The following is a 16,000-nucleotide window of genomic DNA, read 5'->3' on the forward strand; positions in this document are numbered from 1 at the left end:
GGCGCCTCCCGCGTCACCTCCGCCTCACCCGTTGGCCAACTTCCTGCGCTGGGCCGCCGATCCGTCACGGACGCGGCTGTCCCCGTATGGCGGCTACCGTGCGGACGGATCCCCGGCTTACGGTGCCCCGGCCCGCGTACGGTGTCGCGCACCGCATCCGCTTTCGCCGCACCGCGCCGGAGGATCCATGAAGGACCGCCCCGACGACCTCGCCGCCGCCTGGAGCGAACTGGTCGCCACCGCCCGCAGAACGGTCACCGACGGCCTGGTCGTCGGCACCTCGGGCAATGTCTCGCGCCGCATCAGGGACCTGGTCCTGGTCACCCCCAGCGGTGTCCCCTACGACCGGCTCGGGCCCGCCGACACCACCGCGGTCGACCTCGAAGGCCGCCAGATCATCGGCACGCTCCGGCCGACCAGCGAACTCCCGATGCATCTGACGGTCTACCGCAGCACCACCGCCACCGCCGTCGTCCACACCCACGCCCCGCACGCCACCGCCGTCTCCACCCTCGTCGCCGAACTCCCGCCCATCCACTACATGACCGCGGCACTCGGCGGCCCCGTCCGCGTCGCCCCGTACGCCCTGTACGGCAGCGACGAGCTGGCCGCGCACATGGAGGAGGCGCTCCGCGACCGCACCGGCTGTCTGCTGCAGAACCACGGCACCCTCGCCTACGGGGACAGCCTCGACCAGGCGCTGGACCGCACCGCCCAGCTGGAATGGATGTGCCGGGTGTGGCTCAGCGCCAGCTCCGTACCGGGCCGTACGCCGAACCTGCTGTCCCCCAGCCAGCTCGACGCGGCCGCCGGCCGGTTGCGCGGCTACGGCCAGCAGGACCGCCACCAGGGCTGAACACCCGCCCCACACCCGCCCCGGAGCCGGGCGGGCACCGGCCGGTCACCCGGCCGACTCCGCCCGGTGGCCGCGCCCGGCACCGCTGCGCACACTGGTGAGGTGCGCCTGGGTACTGCGGCGGCCGTCGCCGCCATCACCGTGATAGGTGCCGGGGCGGCCGCCGTGGCGGTCGGCCGGTACGCGAGTGACATTGCCCTGAAACCGGCGCCGGACCAGCCCTTCCCGGGCGACTCCCGGCTCACCGTGCACACCGCCACCGAGGAGCGCATCGCCCTCACCCGCAGCCTGGCGTCCCTGCGGCCCGGCACCTACGGGCTCACCGGCTCCGGCTGCCATGCGGTGGTCGGCGATGTCGTCCACGGCATCCCGCATCCCGCCGACGCGGTCGTCCGCCGCCTGATACGGGTCACCCATGGCACCCTCGGGCCGGGCAACCGGATGTGGCTCACCCCGCAGGTGCACCTCGGCAACCCCCGCCACGCCCTCGGCCTCGACTGCGCCGATGTCGACATCCCCGGCGAACTCGGCGCCCTCCCGGCGTGGTTCGTCCCCGGCGTCCGCGACACCTGGGTCATCACCGCACACGGTCTGGGCACCACCCGCGAACACCCCATGGTGGTCATGCCGTTCCTGCACCGCCACCGGCTGCCGGTCCTCGACCTGTCCTACCGCAACGACCCCGGCGCCCCGCGCACCTACGACGGCGTCAACCACCTCGGCGGCACCGAATGGCGCGACCTGGACGCGGCGATCCGCTACGCCCTGCGCCACGGCGCCCGGAACGTCGTCCTCCACGGCTGGTCCACCGGCGCGACCATGGCACTGCGCGCCGCCACCCGCTCCGCGCTGCGCGACCGGATCAGCGGCCTCGTCCTGGACTCCCCGGTCCTCGACCGGAACGCCACGGTCCGCGCACTGGCCACCGCCCGGCGGGTCCCGCGCGCCCTGCTGCCCCTGGTGGTACGTGCCGCCGAGGGCAGCACCGGCGTGCCCATGGGCCATCCCGCCGACGCCATCGACCCGGACGAGCTGGAGATCCCCACCCTGCTCTTCCACGGGCCCGACGATCTGATCGCCCCCTGGTCGGCGTCCCGCTCCTTCGCCGCCCGCCGGGCCGACCTGATCACGCTGCAAGCGGTCCCGCACGCCCCGCACGCCGCGATGTGGAACGCCGACCCCTCGGGCTACGAAGAGGCGCTGCGGCGCTTCCTCACCCCGCTCATGTAGCCCCGGCCCGGCCCCTCGCCGTCGCCCACCGGCCGCCCCCCCGCCACCGGGCCCGGCGCCCCGACGACTCCCCGGCATACGGGGGGACAACTCCCCTCATCAGGGATGCGTCGGCGAGATGACGTGGCCACGGCAGATCGCAAGCCGGGTTCCGATTGGGCTTTCGGGCCGACAGCGGCAACACTGCTCCTGTGACGTCCCGTACCCCGCGCGACTCCCGGCTCCGACTCGTCCCCCGTCAACCGGTTGCGGCCGCCCGCCGGGCGGTGACAACCCGGGCCAAGCGCCCGGCGCCCCGCCCACCCGAGGGCACGCCGCCGCCCGCGGAACTGGCCCGCCAGGCCCGCGCCGTGCTGGCCGGCGCCGCCCGGCTCGCCCGCTGGGCCGACAGCGTCGGTGCCGGCGCCGCCGGCGGCAGCCTGCGCGCCGGCCCCGACGGAGCGCTGCCGAAGGCCGCCGCGGAACGTGCCGCCGAAGCCCTGGGCCTGACGCCGCACCAGGTCCGCACCGACTGGGACCGGGCCCGGCTGGCCGGCCTCGTCGAACTCCACGACGGCCTCGCCCGCCCCGGCTGGCGGCTGCGGGCCTGGGACCGCGACGACACCGCCGTACTGCGCGGCTGGGTCGCGCTCTTCGACGCCTGGTCGCTGGCCCGCCCCGCACCGGCCGGCGCCGGCCCCGCGATAGTCGCCGAAGTCGTCGAAGCACTGCCGCAGTTGCTGTCCCTGCTGCATCTGTCGGCCGGACCGGTGCGGCTGCCGGTGCTGCTCGACATGCTCGACCAGCGCGTCGCCGAACTGCGCACCGAACGCTGCGAGGTCCCCTACGGCCAGGACCCGGCGGCCCCGGGCGGCGCCGACGATGCCGCGGCCGCCGCCGGCGACGCCGCGGGGGCGTCGCTGGCCGCGCTGCTGGACTGGGCGCTGGACGCCCTGCGGACCGTGGGCGCACTGGTACCGCCGGACGGCGCCGAGGCCGCGCACGAAGCGGCCGAGGCCCAGCTGACACCGCTCGGCAACTGGTCGGTGTGGGTCAAGCTGGAGCAGATCTGTGTGGCCGCACAGAGCCCGGCCGGCAACATCGAGCAGGCCGCGGAGGCCATGCTCCGCGGCTGCGCCCGGCTCACCCCGGGACCGGCCCGCGCCGAATACCGCGCCTGGCTCGCCGCCCGCTCCGTCGGCGCGGCCGTCGAGGAGCTGCTGACCGTGGCCCGCGGCGAGGACGCGCTGCTGCGCGGCCTGGCCTTCGAGGCGCTGCGGGCCGTCGGCGCACCGGCCGAGGCCGCCGTGCGGGCCGCCGCCGACGAACCGGGCCTGCGGCCGTACGCCCTGCTGTGGCTGGTCGAGCACGAGGGCGGCGACCCGGAGACCGCGCCCGACGTGCTCACCCGCGAGGAATCGACCTGGCTGTGGGTCGACACGGCGGCCGCCGTCGCCGACCACGGCGAGACCCAGCTGCTCGTACGGCACCTCGACTCGGCGGTCCAGGGCTCGGTCCCCCGCCTCCTGGAGGAGGTCCGCGCCGTCGGACACCCCCGGACGGTCCAGGTACTGGTCGCCCTGGCCGCGGCCCACCCGGACCCGGCCCTCGCGAAGGCCGTGCGGCGGGCGGCGTTCCAAGTCCACACGGGTGGGGTCTGATTCCCACGTTTTCGGCTGTCCCGCCGTGGTTGTTGCTCGCCGTTTGTGGCCCGCTTCGCGGTGCCCCCGCCGTTGCGCCTGCGGCGGGCCGGGTCCGCTGCGCGGGGCTGTCGGGGTGCGGTGACGGACCTCCGCGGGTGGGTGTCCGGACTGCTGCGCTTTACGTCCGGACACCCACCCGCTCCGGCCCGTCCCCTCCCGTTGGGGGTGAGGGAGAGGCCGGTGGGGGTGTATGTGGCTGGTCGGGTGCACCGTGACATGGGCGGGAAAAACTACTTGCCCCGGCCCGTTAGACTGCCTCGTATGGCAGTTCTCCCTTGGGTTCATTAGACGGCGTAGCCCGCTCTCGGACCGTCCGTCCAATCCGCCGTCTTCCTGCCCTGGAGTTTTTCCGTGATCACCGCCTCCGGCCTTGAGCTGCGTGCCGGCGCCCGCATTCTCATCGAGTCCGCTTCCTTCCGTATCGCCAAGGGCGACCGCATCGGCCTGGTCGGCCGTAACGGCGCCGGCAAGACCACGCTGACCAAGGTGCTGGCCGGTGAGGGCATCCCCGCCTCCGGTACGGTCACCCGCGGCGGCGACGTCGGCTATCTGCCGCAGGACCCGCGCACCGGCGACCTGGACGTCCTCGCCCGCGACCGCATCCTGTCCGCCCGCGATCTGGACACCGTGCTGCGCAAGATGCGCGAGAACGAGGACCGGATGGCCACCGGCAAGGGCGCCACCCGCGAAAAGGCGATGCGGAAGTACGAGCGCCTGGAGACCGAGTTCCTGACCAAGGGCGGGTACGCCGCCGAGGCGGAGGCCGCGACCATCGCCGCCAGCCTCGGCCTGCCCGACCGCATCCTCGGCCAGCCGCTGCACACCCTCTCCGGTGGTCAGCGCCGCCGCGTCGAGCTGGCCCGGATCCTGTTCTCGGACTCCGACACCCTGCTGCTCGACGAGCCGACCAACCACCTCGACGCCGACTCCATCGTCTGGCTGCGCGACTACCTCAAGACCTACCGCGGCGGCTTCATCGTGATCTCCCACGATGTCGACCTGGTCGAGACCGTCGTCAACAAGGTGTTCTATCTCGACGCCAACCGCTCGCAGATCGACATCTACAACATGGGCTGGAAGCTCTACCAGCAGCAGCGCGAGGCCGACGAGAAGCGCCGCAAGCGCGAGCGGCAGAACGCCGAGAAGAAGGCCGCGGCCCTCAACAGCCAGGCCGACAAGATGCGGGCCAAGGCCACCAAGACCGTCGCCGCGCAGAACATGGCCAAGCGCGCCGACAAGCTGCTCGCCGGCCTGGAGGCGGTGCGCGCCTCCGACAAGGTCGCCAAGCTGCGCTTCCCGGACCCGGCGCCGTGCGGCAAGACGCCGCTGACCGCCGAGGGCCTGTCGAAGTCCTACGGCTCGCTGGAGATCTTCACCGACGTCGATCTGGCCATTGACAAGGGTTCCCGGGTCGTCATCCTGGGCCTGAACGGTGCGGGCAAGACCACCCTGCTGCGGCTGCTGGCCGGTGTCGAGACCCCGGACACCGGTGAGGTCCGCCCCGGCCACGGCCTCAAGCTCGGCTACTACGCCCAGGAGCACGAGACCCTGGACCCGGACCGTACGGTCCTGGAGAACATGCGCTCGGCCGCCCCGGACATGGACCTGGTCGCCATCCGCAAGACGCTGGGCTCGTTCCTGTTCTCCGGCGACGATGTCGACAAGCCCGCCGGGGTGCTCTCCGGCGGCGAGAAGACCCGGCTGGCCCTGGCGACGCTGGTCGTCTCCTCGGCCAATGTGCTGCTGCTCGACGAGCCCACCAACAACCTCGACCCGGCCAGCCGCGAGGAGATCCTCGGCGCGCTGCACACCTTCACGGGCGCGGTGGTCCTGGTGTCCCACGACGAGGGAGCGGTGGACGCGCTGCAGCCGGAGCGCATCATCCTGCTGCCCGACGGCGTCGAGGACCTGTGGGGCCAGGACTACGCGGATCTGGTCGCGCTGGCCTGACCGCGGCGGATGGATCATGCCGTATGGATCATTCGGCCGATGTGTGATCCATCATCTGAGTGAGAACGGCTCGTACACCGGCGAGTCTGCGGCGACGGCCGGGTCCTGGGGGCCCGGCCGTCGCCTTTTCGGCCACACACCACCTGACCTGCCACTTCTCGCGGGCGGCCGGCCGCGGGCGGCCTCCGGCACTGTCGGAATCAGGGGTTCCGGCCCGTATGAACGGGCGTCCGCATGCAAACGATGTCGTATCGACCTTGCGGAATGGGTGGCCAGGAAGCCGGGGAGGGGTGATCATGAGAGTCCAGAGCGCACTTCCCACGAGGAGGCACGGGTGGCCGAGACTCTGAAGAAGGGCAGCCGGGTAACCGGCGCCGCGCGCGAGAAGCTCGCGGCAGACCTGAAGAAGAAGTACGACTCCGGTGCGAGCATCCGGGCGCTGGCCGAGGAAACCGGCCGCTCCTACGGATTCGTGCACCGGATGCTCAGCGAATCCGGTGTGGTCCTGCGCGGTCGCGGCGGAGCCACGAGGGGCAAGAAGGCCACATCGGCCTGACGGCCGCGACTCCGGGTGCAGCGGTGTCCCCCCGGTCGACGCAGCAGTCGACCGGGAGGTTACCGTGCAGTCACTTACGCACGCAGGTGCGGCTGGCTGACTCGGAGGCGCTGATGACTCTGCTCGACAAGGACGGTGTGCGACTCACCGTGGACGGTGCGATCGCCACGGTGACCCTCGCCAACGCGGCCAAGCGCAATGCGCAGTCGCCCGCCATGTGGCGGGCGCTTGCCGAAGCGGGGTCGCTGCTGCCGGGAAACGTTCGGATCGCGGTGCTGCGCGGTGAGGGCCAGTCCTTCTCCGCGGGCCTCGACCGTCAGGCGTTCACACCCGAAGGCTTCGATGGCGAGCCGTCGTTCATCGATCTGGCGCGCGGCACGGACAGCGCACTGGACGCCACCATCGCCGAGTACCAGGAAGCATTCACCTGGTGGCGGCGCAATGACCTGGTGTCCATCGCCGCCGTGCAGGGGCATGCCATCGGTGCCGGTTTCCAGCTGGCGCTGGCCTGCGATCTGCGGGTGGTCGCGCCGGACGTCCAGTTCGCCATGCGCGAGACCAGCCTGGGACTCGTACCGGACCTGACCGGTACCCACCCGCTGGTCGGGCTGGTGGGCTACGCCCGCGCGCTGGAGATCTGCGCCACCGGGCGCTTTGTGCATGCCGAGGAGGCCGAGCGGATCGGCCTCGCCAACCTTGTGGTGCCCGGCGACCAACTCGATGCCACCGTGGCCGACTTGGCGGCCGCGCTCACCGCCGCGCCGCGCGATGCCGTCATCGAGACCAAGGCCCTGCTGGCCGGCGCCGCGGGCCGTACGTATGAGGAGCAGCGCCGCGCCGAACGGGCCGCCCAGGCGCGCCGGCTGCGTGACCTCGCGGGCGTGGGGGAGTAGCACCCGCCGGAGGTACGGGACCGTTTCGCGTTCACGTACCCGGAGCCGCCCGGCCGCGCGCCCACAGGCATGCCCGGCCCGGCGGCTCGTCAGCTCTCCTCCACCGCCGTGACCAGCACGGCGACCGTTGAGGTGGCGGGCTGCGCGGCCGTTACCGCCTCCCGTACGGCGCAGGCGACGTCCAGCGCCCGGTGGCCGGGTGCGGTCGCCAGCTGGATCAGCGCATGCCCGTCCGTCAGCCGGACCGCACGGGACGGTCCGCCGAGCAGCGGCGCCAGCCGGGCCACGCCCGCGACGCCCCGCGCGACGGCGGCGATGCCTGCCGGACCCTCCTGGGGCCCGCCGGCCCGGTCAGTGGCACCGGTCCGGTCGCCCGTTGGGGGCGCGGCGGGCGGCACGTCCCCCCGGGGCGCGGTACGGGATGGCGCGGTCCGCGCCGTCACCTCTTCCGCTTCCAGCAGGCCGCTGACCCGCAGGTCCACCACGCCCACCACCAGCCCCAGCTCCCGGATCGACGCCTCCAGCAGGGCCGCGCGTACCTGGTCGGCGAGCACGGGCAGCGGGCGGTCGGCGACCGCGGCGAAGTCCGCCTCGATCCGCAGCGGGCCGGGCGGCAGGGCGCTCGGCGGCGCCGGCACCGTCGGTTCCGGGGCCCGGCCGGGGTCCGCGACGGACAGCCGCAGCGAGCCGATGCGGATCCCGGGCGGTGTCCCTGCGGCCGCCCGCAGCGCCCCGGCGGCCGCCTGCTCGGTGATCCATGACCCGTCGGCGGGCCCGCCGAGCGGCAGCAGCCGGCCGATCCCGAGCTGCGTCCGGACTGTCTGCGCCAACTGGTTCACGGCCACCGCGTCACCCCTTTCCCGGAAGGCCCACGGGCCGTCACCCGGATGTCCCGGACCACGCCCCCAGCCTGCCGCACACCCGCCCGCACGGCAGGGCGGTGGGTCCGGCGGCGCCGTATGGAGCACTCGCTTGCCGCACCCCCGGAGCATTCCGGACATTCCGGGCCTACTGTGGGCAACGGAGCGGGCGGACCGCTTCTCCCCGCGGAAAGGGATACGGCGATGAGCGAGAGCCAGCAGCACGCAGAGGGACCCAGGGCGCCCGTCAAACGGGGTGGCGGCGACCCCGCGACCCGGGGGCGGACCACCATCGCCGACGGTGTCGTGGAGAAGATCGCCGGTCTGGCGGCCCGGGACGTCCTCGGCGTGCATGCCATGGGCAGCGGCCTCGCCCGTACGATCGGCGCCGTACGGGACCGGGTGCCCGGCGGCGGCCGGTCCGCGACCCAGGGCGTCAAGGCCGAGGTCGGCGAGGTGCAGACCGCGCTGGACCTGGAGATCGTGGTCGACTACGGCGTCGCCATCGCCGATGTCGCCCGGTCGGTCCGGGAGAACGTCATCTCCGCCGTGGAGCGGATGACGGGCCTGGAGGTCGTCGAGGTCAATATCGCGGTCAGCGACGTCAAGCTGCCCGACGAAGCAGACGAAGAAGAGGAATCGGAGCCCCGGCTCCAGTAGCCGGGCCCGTCCGGAGTGGCAGCGAAGGAGCGCACGATGAGCATGGCTGTGGCCGGCCTCTTGGCCGGCATGGTGCTGGGCTTCGCCGGATTCTTCGGTGGCTTCGGCGCTTTCATCCTGGTGGCGGCGCTGGGCGCCATCGGGTTCGTGGCCGGCAGGTTCCTCGACGGGGACGTGACAGCCGGCGAATTCTTCCGTCAGCGCAGCGGCGACCGCGACCGGCGGCGGTGAGGCCGGGTGGCGACGGTGTCCCCGCCCGCCGCTGCCACCGCCGTACCGGCGGGTGAGCGGGGCGCGACCAGAATCGCCGACCGGGTGGTGGCGAAGATCGCCGCACGCGCCGCCCGGGAGGCGCTGCGCCAGGAGTCCCCGCGCGCCCGTACGGACGCCCACGCGACGGTGACCATCCACCCGCGCGACGACCAGCAGCGCTTCGGTGAGGCGCGGGTGCGGATCGCCGTGGAGCTGGGCTACCCCTCCGACATCGGCGGACAGTGCCGGGTGGTGCGCCGCCATGTCACCGAGCGGGTCACGGAGTTGGCGAACATGACGGTGCCCGAGGTCGCGGTGGAGGTCGAGCGGCTGCACTCCCCGCTGCTGGACCGTACGGACCGCGGGAGGGTGCGATGAGCGACGAGGACGCGGAGCGTACCCGGCGGCTGCCCACGCTCGACAAGCCGCCGGGCGAGGCGGACGGGACGGCACCGCCCGACGCGGACACCCCGGCCACGGACACCCCTGCGACGGACACCGACGGCCACGGCCGGGTACGGCGCTTCCGGTCGGCCCGCCGGGTGCCGGCCGCCCTGGTCGCGCTGGTGCTGCTGGCCGCCGCCGGCCTGCTGCTCTACGACGTGGCCGCGACGCGCGCCCACCGCCCCGCGATGACCTGGCGCCGGTGGCTGGCCCGCGAACTGGCCACCCGGCACCTCGACAACCCCTGGGTCCTGGGCCCCGCCGCGGTCGCCGTGGTGCTCGGCATCTGGCTGGTCGTGTCGGCCGTCACCCCCGGACTGCGCCAGGTGCTGCCGATGCGGCCGGCGGCACCGGACATCCGGGCCGGGCTGGACCGTGCGGCCGCCGCGCTGGTGCTGCGCGACCGTGCCATGGAGGTCTCCGGCGTCCAGTCCGTACGGGTGGCCGTCAGCCGCCGTAAGGCCACCGTCCGCGCCGTCTCGCACTTCCGCGAACTGGACGAGGTCCGCGCCGACCTCGACACCTCGCTCGGCGCGGGGCTGCGGCAGCTGGGCCTGGCCCACGCACTCCGCCTGACCGTGCACGTCCGGCGCCCGAAGAAGAGGTGAGCGAGCGATGCGCAGGGTCCGCGGCAGGGTCAACCGGGTGCTGCTCGGCCTGATCGGTGTGGTGCTGTTCGGCATGGGCGCCATGGTGCTGTTCGGCGGCCTCGGCCTGCCCGCGAAATGGCACCTCGGACTGCCCGCGGGCTGGCCCTGGTCCCGCCCGGACCAGGTGCTGCTCCCCACACGGCAGCGCACCCGATGGACGGACCAGGGCTGGTGGTGGCCCGTCGTCATCGCCGCGCTCGCCGTCTTCGTACTGCTGATGCTGTGGTGGCTGCTGACCCAGCTCCGGCGGCACCGGCTGAACGAGATCCTCGTCGACAGCGGCGACGGTGAGGGCGCCCAGCTGCGCGGCCGGGCGCTGGAGGCCGCCCTCACGGCCGAATCGGAGGCGCTGGCAGGCGTCGACGGGGCCGGTGTGCTGCTGACCGGCCGCCGGGGCGAACCGCATATCCGGGCCGTGCTGGCGCTCGCCCCGCACGCCGACCCGGGGACCGTCGTCCGGCGGCTGTCGGACGAGGCGGTGGCGCACGCCCGCCGCTCGGCCGGGCTCGACCGGCTGCCGGCCGAAGTCCGGCTGCGCGCGGTCAAGCACCGTCCCGAGCGGGTCACTTAGGGCCGTACGGCGGCGAGCCGCACCGGCACGCCCAGAGGGCCGCCCGCCCCGCCTCAGAACCCGTGCCGGGCCCCGCCGTCCACCGGCACCATCACCCCGTTGACGTAGGACGCGGCGGGCGACAGCAGGAAGGCCGCGGTCTTGCCGAACTCCTCCGGCGTTCCGTAGCGGCCCAGCGGGATCGCGGCGCAGTTGCGGGCGCGGGCGCCCTCGGGGTCGCCGGAGAGCGCGTCGAGCTGCGTCATCCGGTCGGTGCCGATCCGGCCGGGCAGCACACCGAGGACGCGGATGCCACGCGGCCCCAGTTCGTTGGCGAGCGACTTGGCGAAACCGGCGAGACCGGGGCGCAGCCCGTTGGAGATGGTCAGCCCGCCGATAGGCTCGTACACCGAGCCGGACAGCACAAAGGCGATCACCCCGCCCTCGGTCAGCTCGGCGGCGGCCGCGCGGGCCAGCCGTACCGCGCCGAGGAAGACCGACTCGAAGGCCGCCTGCCACTGGGCGTCGGTGTTGTCGGCGGCGGTGCCGGGCGCCGGGCCGCCCACGCTGATGAGCACCCCGTCCAGCCGGCCGAAGCGGTCCCGGGCCGCCGCCAGGAGGCGGTCGGGGGTGTCCGGGTCGGCGTTGTCGGCCGCCACTCCCAGGGCCCGTTCGCCGAGGGAGGCGGCCGCCGCGGCCGCGCTCTCCTCGGTGCGTCCGGTGATCACGACATGGGCGCCGTCGGCGACCAGTTCACGGGCGGTGGCGAAGCCGAGGCCGCGGGTCGCCCCGGTGACGAGGTATGTCCGGTCGGTGAGTCCTAGATCCATGGCCCCTAGTGTGCCGCCGCCCCGTCCTGGAGGCCGAAGGCGGTCCCCACCAGGCCGATGTGGCTGAAGGCTTGCGGGAAGTTGCCCAGCTGGCGCCGGGCGACCGGGTCGTACTCCTCGGAGAGCAGCCCCACGTCGTTGCGCAGCCCCAGCAGCCGTTCGAACATCTCCTGCGCCTCGTCCCGCCGGCCGCTCAGCTGTAGTGCGTCGACGAGCCAGAACGAGCAGGCCAGGAAGGTGGCCTCACCGCCCGGCAGCCCGTCTACCGAGATGCCCTCGGTGCTGTAACGGCGTACCAGACCGTCGTGCGACAGCTCCCGGCGCACCGTGTCGATGGTGCTGAGGACCCGGGGGTCGTCCGCGGGCAGAAAGCCGACCCGGGGGATCAGCAGGGTCGCGGCGTCCAGCTCCCTGGAGCCGTAGAACTGGGTGAAGGTGCCGCGGTCGGCGTCATAGCCGCGCTCGCACACCTCACGGCGGACCTCGTCGCGCATCGCCCGCCAGCGGTCGGTCTCCCCGCCGAACTTCGGGAACGCCTCGACCGCCCGTACCGCCCGGTCGGCCGCGACCCAGGCCATGACCTTGGAGTGCACGAAGTGCCGGCGCGGGCCGCGGATCTCCCACAGCCCCTCGTCGGGGTCGCGCCAGTTGGACTCCAGGTAGTCCACCAGCGCCCGCTGGATGCTCCAGGCGTGCTGCTCGGCCGGCAGCCCCGACGAGCGGGCGATATGGAAGGAGTCGAGCACCTCGCCGTAGACATCGAGCTGACGCTGTTCGACGGCGGCGTTGCCGATACGGACGGGCGCGGAGTCGCAGTACCCGGTCAGCCAGGGCAGCTCGGCCTCCGGCAGCCGCCGCTCACCGGCCAGCCCGTACATGATCTGCAGATCGTCGGGGGCGCCGGCCACCGCGCGCAGCAGCCAGTCCCGCCAGGCGCCGGCCTCGTCCAGATAGCCCGCGGACAGCAGGCAGTTCAGGGTGAGGCTGGCGTCACGCAGCCAGCAGTAGCGGTAGTCCCAGTTGCGTACGCCGCCCAGCTCCTCGGGCAGCGAGGTGGTGGGGGCCGCCACGATGCCGCCGGTGGGCGCGTAGGTGAGGGCCTTGAGGGTGATCAGCGAGCGGATCACGGCCTCGCGGTACGGCCCCTGGTAGCGGCAGCGCGCGGACCATGCCTGCCAGTCGTCCATGGCGTCCTGGAGCGCCGCGAACGGATCGATCTGAATCGGCCGGGGCTCATGGGAGGGGTGCCAGGTCAGTACGAACGCGGTGCGCTCGCCCGCCGCGACCGTGAGGTCCGAACGGGTGCTGAAGTCCTTGCCGTAGGTGGTGCTTTGGTCCGGGGTGCGCAGCCATACGGAGTCCGGACCGGCGATCGCCACCCGGCAGCCCTCGGTGGCGCGCACCCAGGGCACCACCCGCCCGTAGTCGAACCGCAGCCGCAGCACCCCGCGCATCTCGACGCTGCCGCTGAGGCCCTCGACGATCCGCACGACATCGGGCTGACGGTCGCGCTGCGGCATGAAGTCGGTGACCCGGACGCTGCCGGTGCGGGTCTCCCAGACGGTGTCGAGGATCAGCGAGTCGCCGCGGTAGGAGCGCTGGGCGCGGGCGTCGGGGTCCCGGGGCCCCAGGCTCCAGTGGCCGTTGTCCTTGCCGCCGAGGAGCGCGGCGAAGCAGGCGCCGGAATCGAAGCGCGGCAGGCACAGCCAGTCGATGGACCCGTCGCGGCCGACGAGTGCGGCGGTCTGCAGATCGCCGATGAGCGCATAGTCCTCGATGCGTGGGTGCACTCAGCGCCCCTTCCCGCCCGGAGGGTGCGCTACGCGGTGGTGACGGCTGTCCGGGCTACGGGTTGGCCGGGGCCGGCGTCGCGTCGTCGCCGGCTGCCTCAGTTTCCCCGGAACCGGCGGGTTCCGCAGTCCGCCCGCCGTCCCGCGCGGCTCCGGCGGCTTCCGTCTCCCTGGCCGCTTCGGCCTTCTCGGCCTTCTCGGCCTCCTCCGCCGCGGCCGTCGCCCGGTCGCGGCGCTCACGGCGTACCAGGACGATCCAGCCGACCGGTACCGCCGCGGCGAACAGCCACCACTGGATGGCGTAGGCCATGTGCGGGCCGATGGAGTCGTGGTCCGGCGCGGGGACCAGCTCCGGCGTATTGCCGGGCGGCTCCGGCGCGCTCTGCTCGATATAGCCGCCGAGCACCGGCCGGCCGACCCGCTTCGCCTGCTCCGCGCTGTTGATCAGCATGACCTGGCGGGCGGGCAGGCCCTTGGTGTCCTTGATGCCGCTCTCGGCGGTGGTCTCGTCGGCCATCATCCGGCCGGTGACGGTGACCTTGCCCCGGGGGGCGGCCGGGACGTCCGGGAACTTGGTGAGGTCGTTGCCGGCCGAGATCCAGCCGCGGTTGATCAGCACGGCCTGCCCGTTGCCGAGGACCAGCGGGGTCAGCACGTAGTAGCCGATGCTCTGCTCGTCGGCGGCGGTGCGCTGGCGGACCACGACCTCGTGGGCGGTGTCGTAGGTGCCGGTGGCGGTGACCCTGTGCCACATGTCGCGCCGGGGCAGGTCCCGGCCGGGGGCGGCCAGTGTGGTGACCGGAACCGGGGTGGCGGCAATGCTGCGCGCGATCAGCTGGTTCTGCGCCACCTTGTGCTCATGGCGGTGGAACTGCCAGTAACCCAGCTTGATCATGACGGGGATCAGCACAAGACCCAGGAGGGTGAGGATCACCCACTGCCGGGTCAACAGGAAGCGGTACACGGCCTTGACGGTACCCCTGGGGGGCCGGGGGCCTGAGCTGGGGGTCCCCTGGGGGCACCGTGCCGCGTTGGCCGGGGTAGGAGACCGGGGGTGGGCCGCCGGGGCCTGCCCGTGGCGGTCCGCCGTCGCCCGTGCCGGTTCGCCGTCCGGCGCCCGGCTCAGACCCGGTCGACGATTCCCACCCTGCCGTCCGAGCGGGCACAGTGCGCGCCGCAGTACCACTTCTGGTCGGCCTCGACGCCCTGCCCGATGATCTGGCACCGGCAGTGCTCACAGATCGGCGCCATGCGGTGGATGGCGCAGGCGAAGCAGTCGAAGACGTGCACCGCGCCCTGCGCATGCACTTCGAACGTCATGCCGTATTCGTTTCCGCAGACCTCACAACGTGCCATGCGCCACAGCGTGCGGGCGCCGTCCGCGCGCGGCGAGGTGCCGACGGGTGTGTTGGACGGGCTTCACCCGGACGCAGGCGCCGGGGCCACGTCCTGGAGCAGCTGCATGAACGCCGCCTCGTCGATCATGACCGTGCCGAACGAGGCGGCCTTGGCGGTCTTGGACGTCCGGGCGTCGGGGTCGTTCGTCACCACCAGGCTGGTGAGCCGGGACACGCTCGTGGCGACATGCAGCCCCGCCTCGATCGCCCGGTCCTCCAGCAGCTCCCGGTCCACGGAGGTGTCGCCCGAGAACGCGACCCGCATCCCCTGGACGAGCCGGCCGCCGGACTCGTAGCGCCCCGGATTGGGGTACGGGCACGCCGGGCGCTTACGGGACGGCCGCCAGGTCGTGGGGCGGTAGGACGAGGCGGCGGCATGCTGCCGGGGCGCCGGGGCGTCCGACCACTCCGTCAGTGGCTGGCAGCTCAGCAGCGGCAGCCGCAGATTCTCCCGCGCGGCCCGCCGCAGACTGGGACGGAACGCCTCGGCCAGCACCCGGGCGTCGTCCAGCGCATGGTGGGCGCGCTCCTGCACCACGCCGTAATGGGCGGCGAGGGACTCCAGCTTGTGGTTGGGCAGCGGCAGCCGCAGTTCCTTGGACAGCGCGATGGTGCACAGCCGCTGCTGCACGGGGGCGGTCGCCGCGGCGCGGGCGTACTCGCGGGCGATCATCGACCAGTCGAACATGGCGTTGTGGGCGACCAGTACCCGGTCCGCCAGACGGCGGGACAGCTCCGGGACGATCTCCGGGAAGAGCGGGGCCTCGGCGAGCACGGCGCTCGTGAGCCCGTGAATCCAGACCGGGCCCGGGTCCCGCTCCGGGTTGACGAGGGTGTACCAGTGGTCCTGGACCTCGCCGTGCGCGTCGAGTTGATACACGGCTGCCGAGATGATCCGGTCGTCGCGGGCCAGGCCCGTGGTCTCCACGTCCACCACCGCGTATCCCTGCGGATACGCGGACGGCCAGGGAGCCGGCGGCGTCTGCGGGCCCGGCTGCTGCCCGATCTTCGGCGCGATCGGGTCGGCGGCTGCTGCCATGCGGTCTTCGAGCATGGTCCCTGAGGATACGGGCCACCACCGACAGCCACCGAACCGCGTCGGAACACCCAGGAGCCGGCAGGCATCTGTCGGCCCCGCAGTTCGGGGGTGGGTGGGGGAGTTGAGGGGGTGTGGGGGATTTGAGGGGGTGCGGGGGCGGGGGCCTCAGCCGCCCACCCCAGGACTGCGGGGGGTGCTCACCTCACCCGCCCACCCCCCGAAGGGGGGTGGGCGGCGGGGAAAAAACAGCAGGCACGCGCGGCGGGGAAAAACAGCAGGCCCCTTAGGAAAGCAGCCAGGAACGCAGGCCCCTTAGGAAGTCAGGTAGGAACACAGGCCCCTTAGGAAGTCAGGTAGGAAC

Annotated in this window: 17 protein-coding genes; 11 read left to right on the plus strand and 6 right to left on the minus strand. The window is 73.3% G+C overall.

What is annotated here, in order from left to right; translation table 11 throughout:
• Positions 1-187 precede the first annotated feature (187 nt).
• The 6 genes from STRTU_RS27670 (at position 188) to STRTU_RS27695 (ending at position 7,167) form a co-directional block, all read left to right on the plus strand.
• Positions 188-856 carry a class II aldolase/adducin family protein gene (locus STRTU_RS27670; RefSeq protein ID WP_174878992.1) on the plus strand — a complete coding sequence of 223 codons (669 nt, stop codon included), beginning with the start codon at positions 188-190 and terminating at the stop codon, positions 854-856.
• A 102-nt stretch (positions 857-958) separates the two neighbouring features.
• Positions 959-2,086 carry an alpha/beta hydrolase gene (locus tag STRTU_RS27675; protein ID WP_159747349.1) on the plus strand — a complete coding sequence of 376 codons (1,128 nt, stop codon included), beginning with the start codon at positions 959-961 and terminating at the stop codon, positions 2,084-2,086.
• Between the two features lie 191 nt (positions 2,087-2,277).
• Positions 2,278-3,726, plus strand: coding sequence for a hypothetical protein (locus STRTU_RS27680; protein WP_159747350.1), 1,449 nt, complete (start codon positions 2,278-2,280; stop codon positions 3,724-3,726).
• 393 nt (positions 3,727-4,119) lie between these two features.
• Complete coding sequence (gene abc-f, locus STRTU_RS27685; protein ID WP_159747351.1) at positions 4,120-5,718, plus strand: ribosomal protection-like ABC-F family protein; 1,599 nt, start codon at positions 4,120-4,122, stop codon at positions 5,716-5,718.
• Between the two features lie 334 nt (positions 5,719-6,052).
• Positions 6,053-6,274: a helix-turn-helix domain-containing protein gene (locus tag STRTU_RS27690; RefSeq protein ID WP_176604217.1), complete on the plus strand. Its 222-nt coding sequence runs from the start codon at positions 6,053-6,055 to the stop codon at positions 6,272-6,274.
• A 113-nt stretch (positions 6,275-6,387) separates the two neighbouring features.
• Positions 6,388-7,167 carry an enoyl-CoA hydratase/isomerase family protein gene (locus STRTU_RS27695; RefSeq protein WP_159747352.1) on the plus strand — a complete coding sequence of 260 codons (780 nt, stop codon included), beginning with the start codon at positions 6,388-6,390 and terminating at the stop codon, positions 7,165-7,167.
• Between the two features lie 89 nt (positions 7,168-7,256).
• Here STRTU_RS27695 and STRTU_RS27700 read toward each other — a convergent pair whose 3' ends face one another.
• Entirely contained in the window at positions 7,257-8,012 is a 756-nt protein-coding gene (locus STRTU_RS27700) for a hypothetical protein (protein ID WP_159747353.1), read from the minus strand.
• 219 nt (positions 8,013-8,231) lie between these two features.
• Between STRTU_RS27700 and STRTU_RS27705 the strand changes: the two genes are divergently transcribed.
• Genes STRTU_RS27705 through amaP form a run of 5 tightly spaced genes read left to right on the plus strand, consistent with a single transcriptional unit; the run spans position 8,232 to position 10,604 of the window.
• Positions 8,232-8,687: an Asp23/Gls24 family envelope stress response protein gene (locus STRTU_RS27705; protein WP_159747354.1), complete on the plus strand. Its 456-nt coding sequence runs from the start codon at positions 8,232-8,234 to the stop codon at positions 8,685-8,687.
• Positions 8,688-8,723: 36 nt separating this feature from the next.
• Complete coding sequence (locus STRTU_RS27710; RefSeq protein ID WP_159747355.1) at positions 8,724-8,918, plus strand: hypothetical protein; 195 nt, start codon at positions 8,724-8,726, stop codon at positions 8,916-8,918.
• A gap of 6 nt (positions 8,919-8,924) precedes the next feature.
• Positions 8,925-9,317, plus strand: coding sequence for a hypothetical protein (locus tag STRTU_RS27715; RefSeq protein ID WP_159747356.1), 393 nt, complete (start codon positions 8,925-8,927; stop codon positions 9,315-9,317).
• On the plus strand, positions 9,314-9,991 hold the full coding sequence (locus STRTU_RS27720) for a DUF6286 domain-containing protein (RefSeq protein ID WP_159747357.1): 678 nt from the start codon (positions 9,314-9,316) through the stop codon (positions 9,989-9,991). The genes STRTU_RS27715 and STRTU_RS27720 overlap by 4 nt, the downstream gene beginning before the upstream one ends.
• A 7-nt stretch (positions 9,992-9,998) precedes the next feature.
• The gene (amaP, locus tag STRTU_RS27725; protein ID WP_159747358.1) at positions 9,999-10,604 is read left to right on the plus strand and encodes an alkaline shock response membrane anchor protein AmaP; all 606 of its coding nucleotides are present in this window, start codon (positions 9,999-10,001) and stop codon (positions 10,602-10,604) included.
• Positions 10,605-10,657: 53 nt separating this feature from the next.
• Here amaP and STRTU_RS27730 read toward each other — a convergent pair whose 3' ends face one another.
• The 5 genes from STRTU_RS27730 to STRTU_RS27750 all read right to left on the minus strand — a co-directional run bounded on the left by STRTU_RS27730 (position 10,658) and on the right by STRTU_RS27750 (position 15,654).
• Positions 10,658-11,413, minus strand: a complete 756-nt coding sequence (locus STRTU_RS27730) for an SDR family oxidoreductase (RefSeq protein WP_159747359.1) — start codon at positions 11,411-11,413, stop codon at positions 10,658-10,660.
• Positions 11,414-11,418: 5 nt separating this feature from the next.
• Positions 11,419-13,203 carry a glycoside hydrolase family 15 protein gene (locus tag STRTU_RS27735; protein ID WP_159747360.1) on the minus strand — a complete coding sequence of 595 codons (1,785 nt, stop codon included), beginning with the start codon at positions 13,201-13,203 and terminating at the stop codon, positions 11,419-11,421.
• A 55-nt stretch (positions 13,204-13,258) separates the two neighbouring features.
• Positions 13,259-14,167 (minus strand): SURF1 family cytochrome oxidase biogenesis protein, encoded by a 909-nt coding sequence (locus STRTU_RS27740; RefSeq protein WP_159747361.1) that lies wholly within the window; start codon positions 14,165-14,167, stop codon positions 13,259-13,261.
• A gap of 158 nt (positions 14,168-14,325) precedes the next feature.
• Positions 14,326-14,559, minus strand: a complete 234-nt coding sequence (locus STRTU_RS27745; RefSeq protein ID WP_006606380.1) for a hypothetical protein — start codon at positions 14,557-14,559, stop codon at positions 14,326-14,328.
• A 63-nt stretch (positions 14,560-14,622) separates the two neighbouring features.
• Complete coding sequence (locus STRTU_RS27750; RefSeq protein ID WP_174878993.1) at positions 14,623-15,654, minus strand: DEDDh family exonuclease; 1,032 nt, start codon at positions 15,652-15,654, stop codon at positions 14,623-14,625.
• Positions 15,655-16,000 lie beyond the last annotated feature (346 nt).

It is taken from the genome of Streptomyces tubercidicus (genome assembly GCF_027497495.1).
In the GTDB taxonomy this organism is placed as follows: Bacteria; Actinomycetota; Actinomycetes; order Streptomycetales; family Streptomycetaceae; genus Streptomyces; species Streptomyces tubercidicus.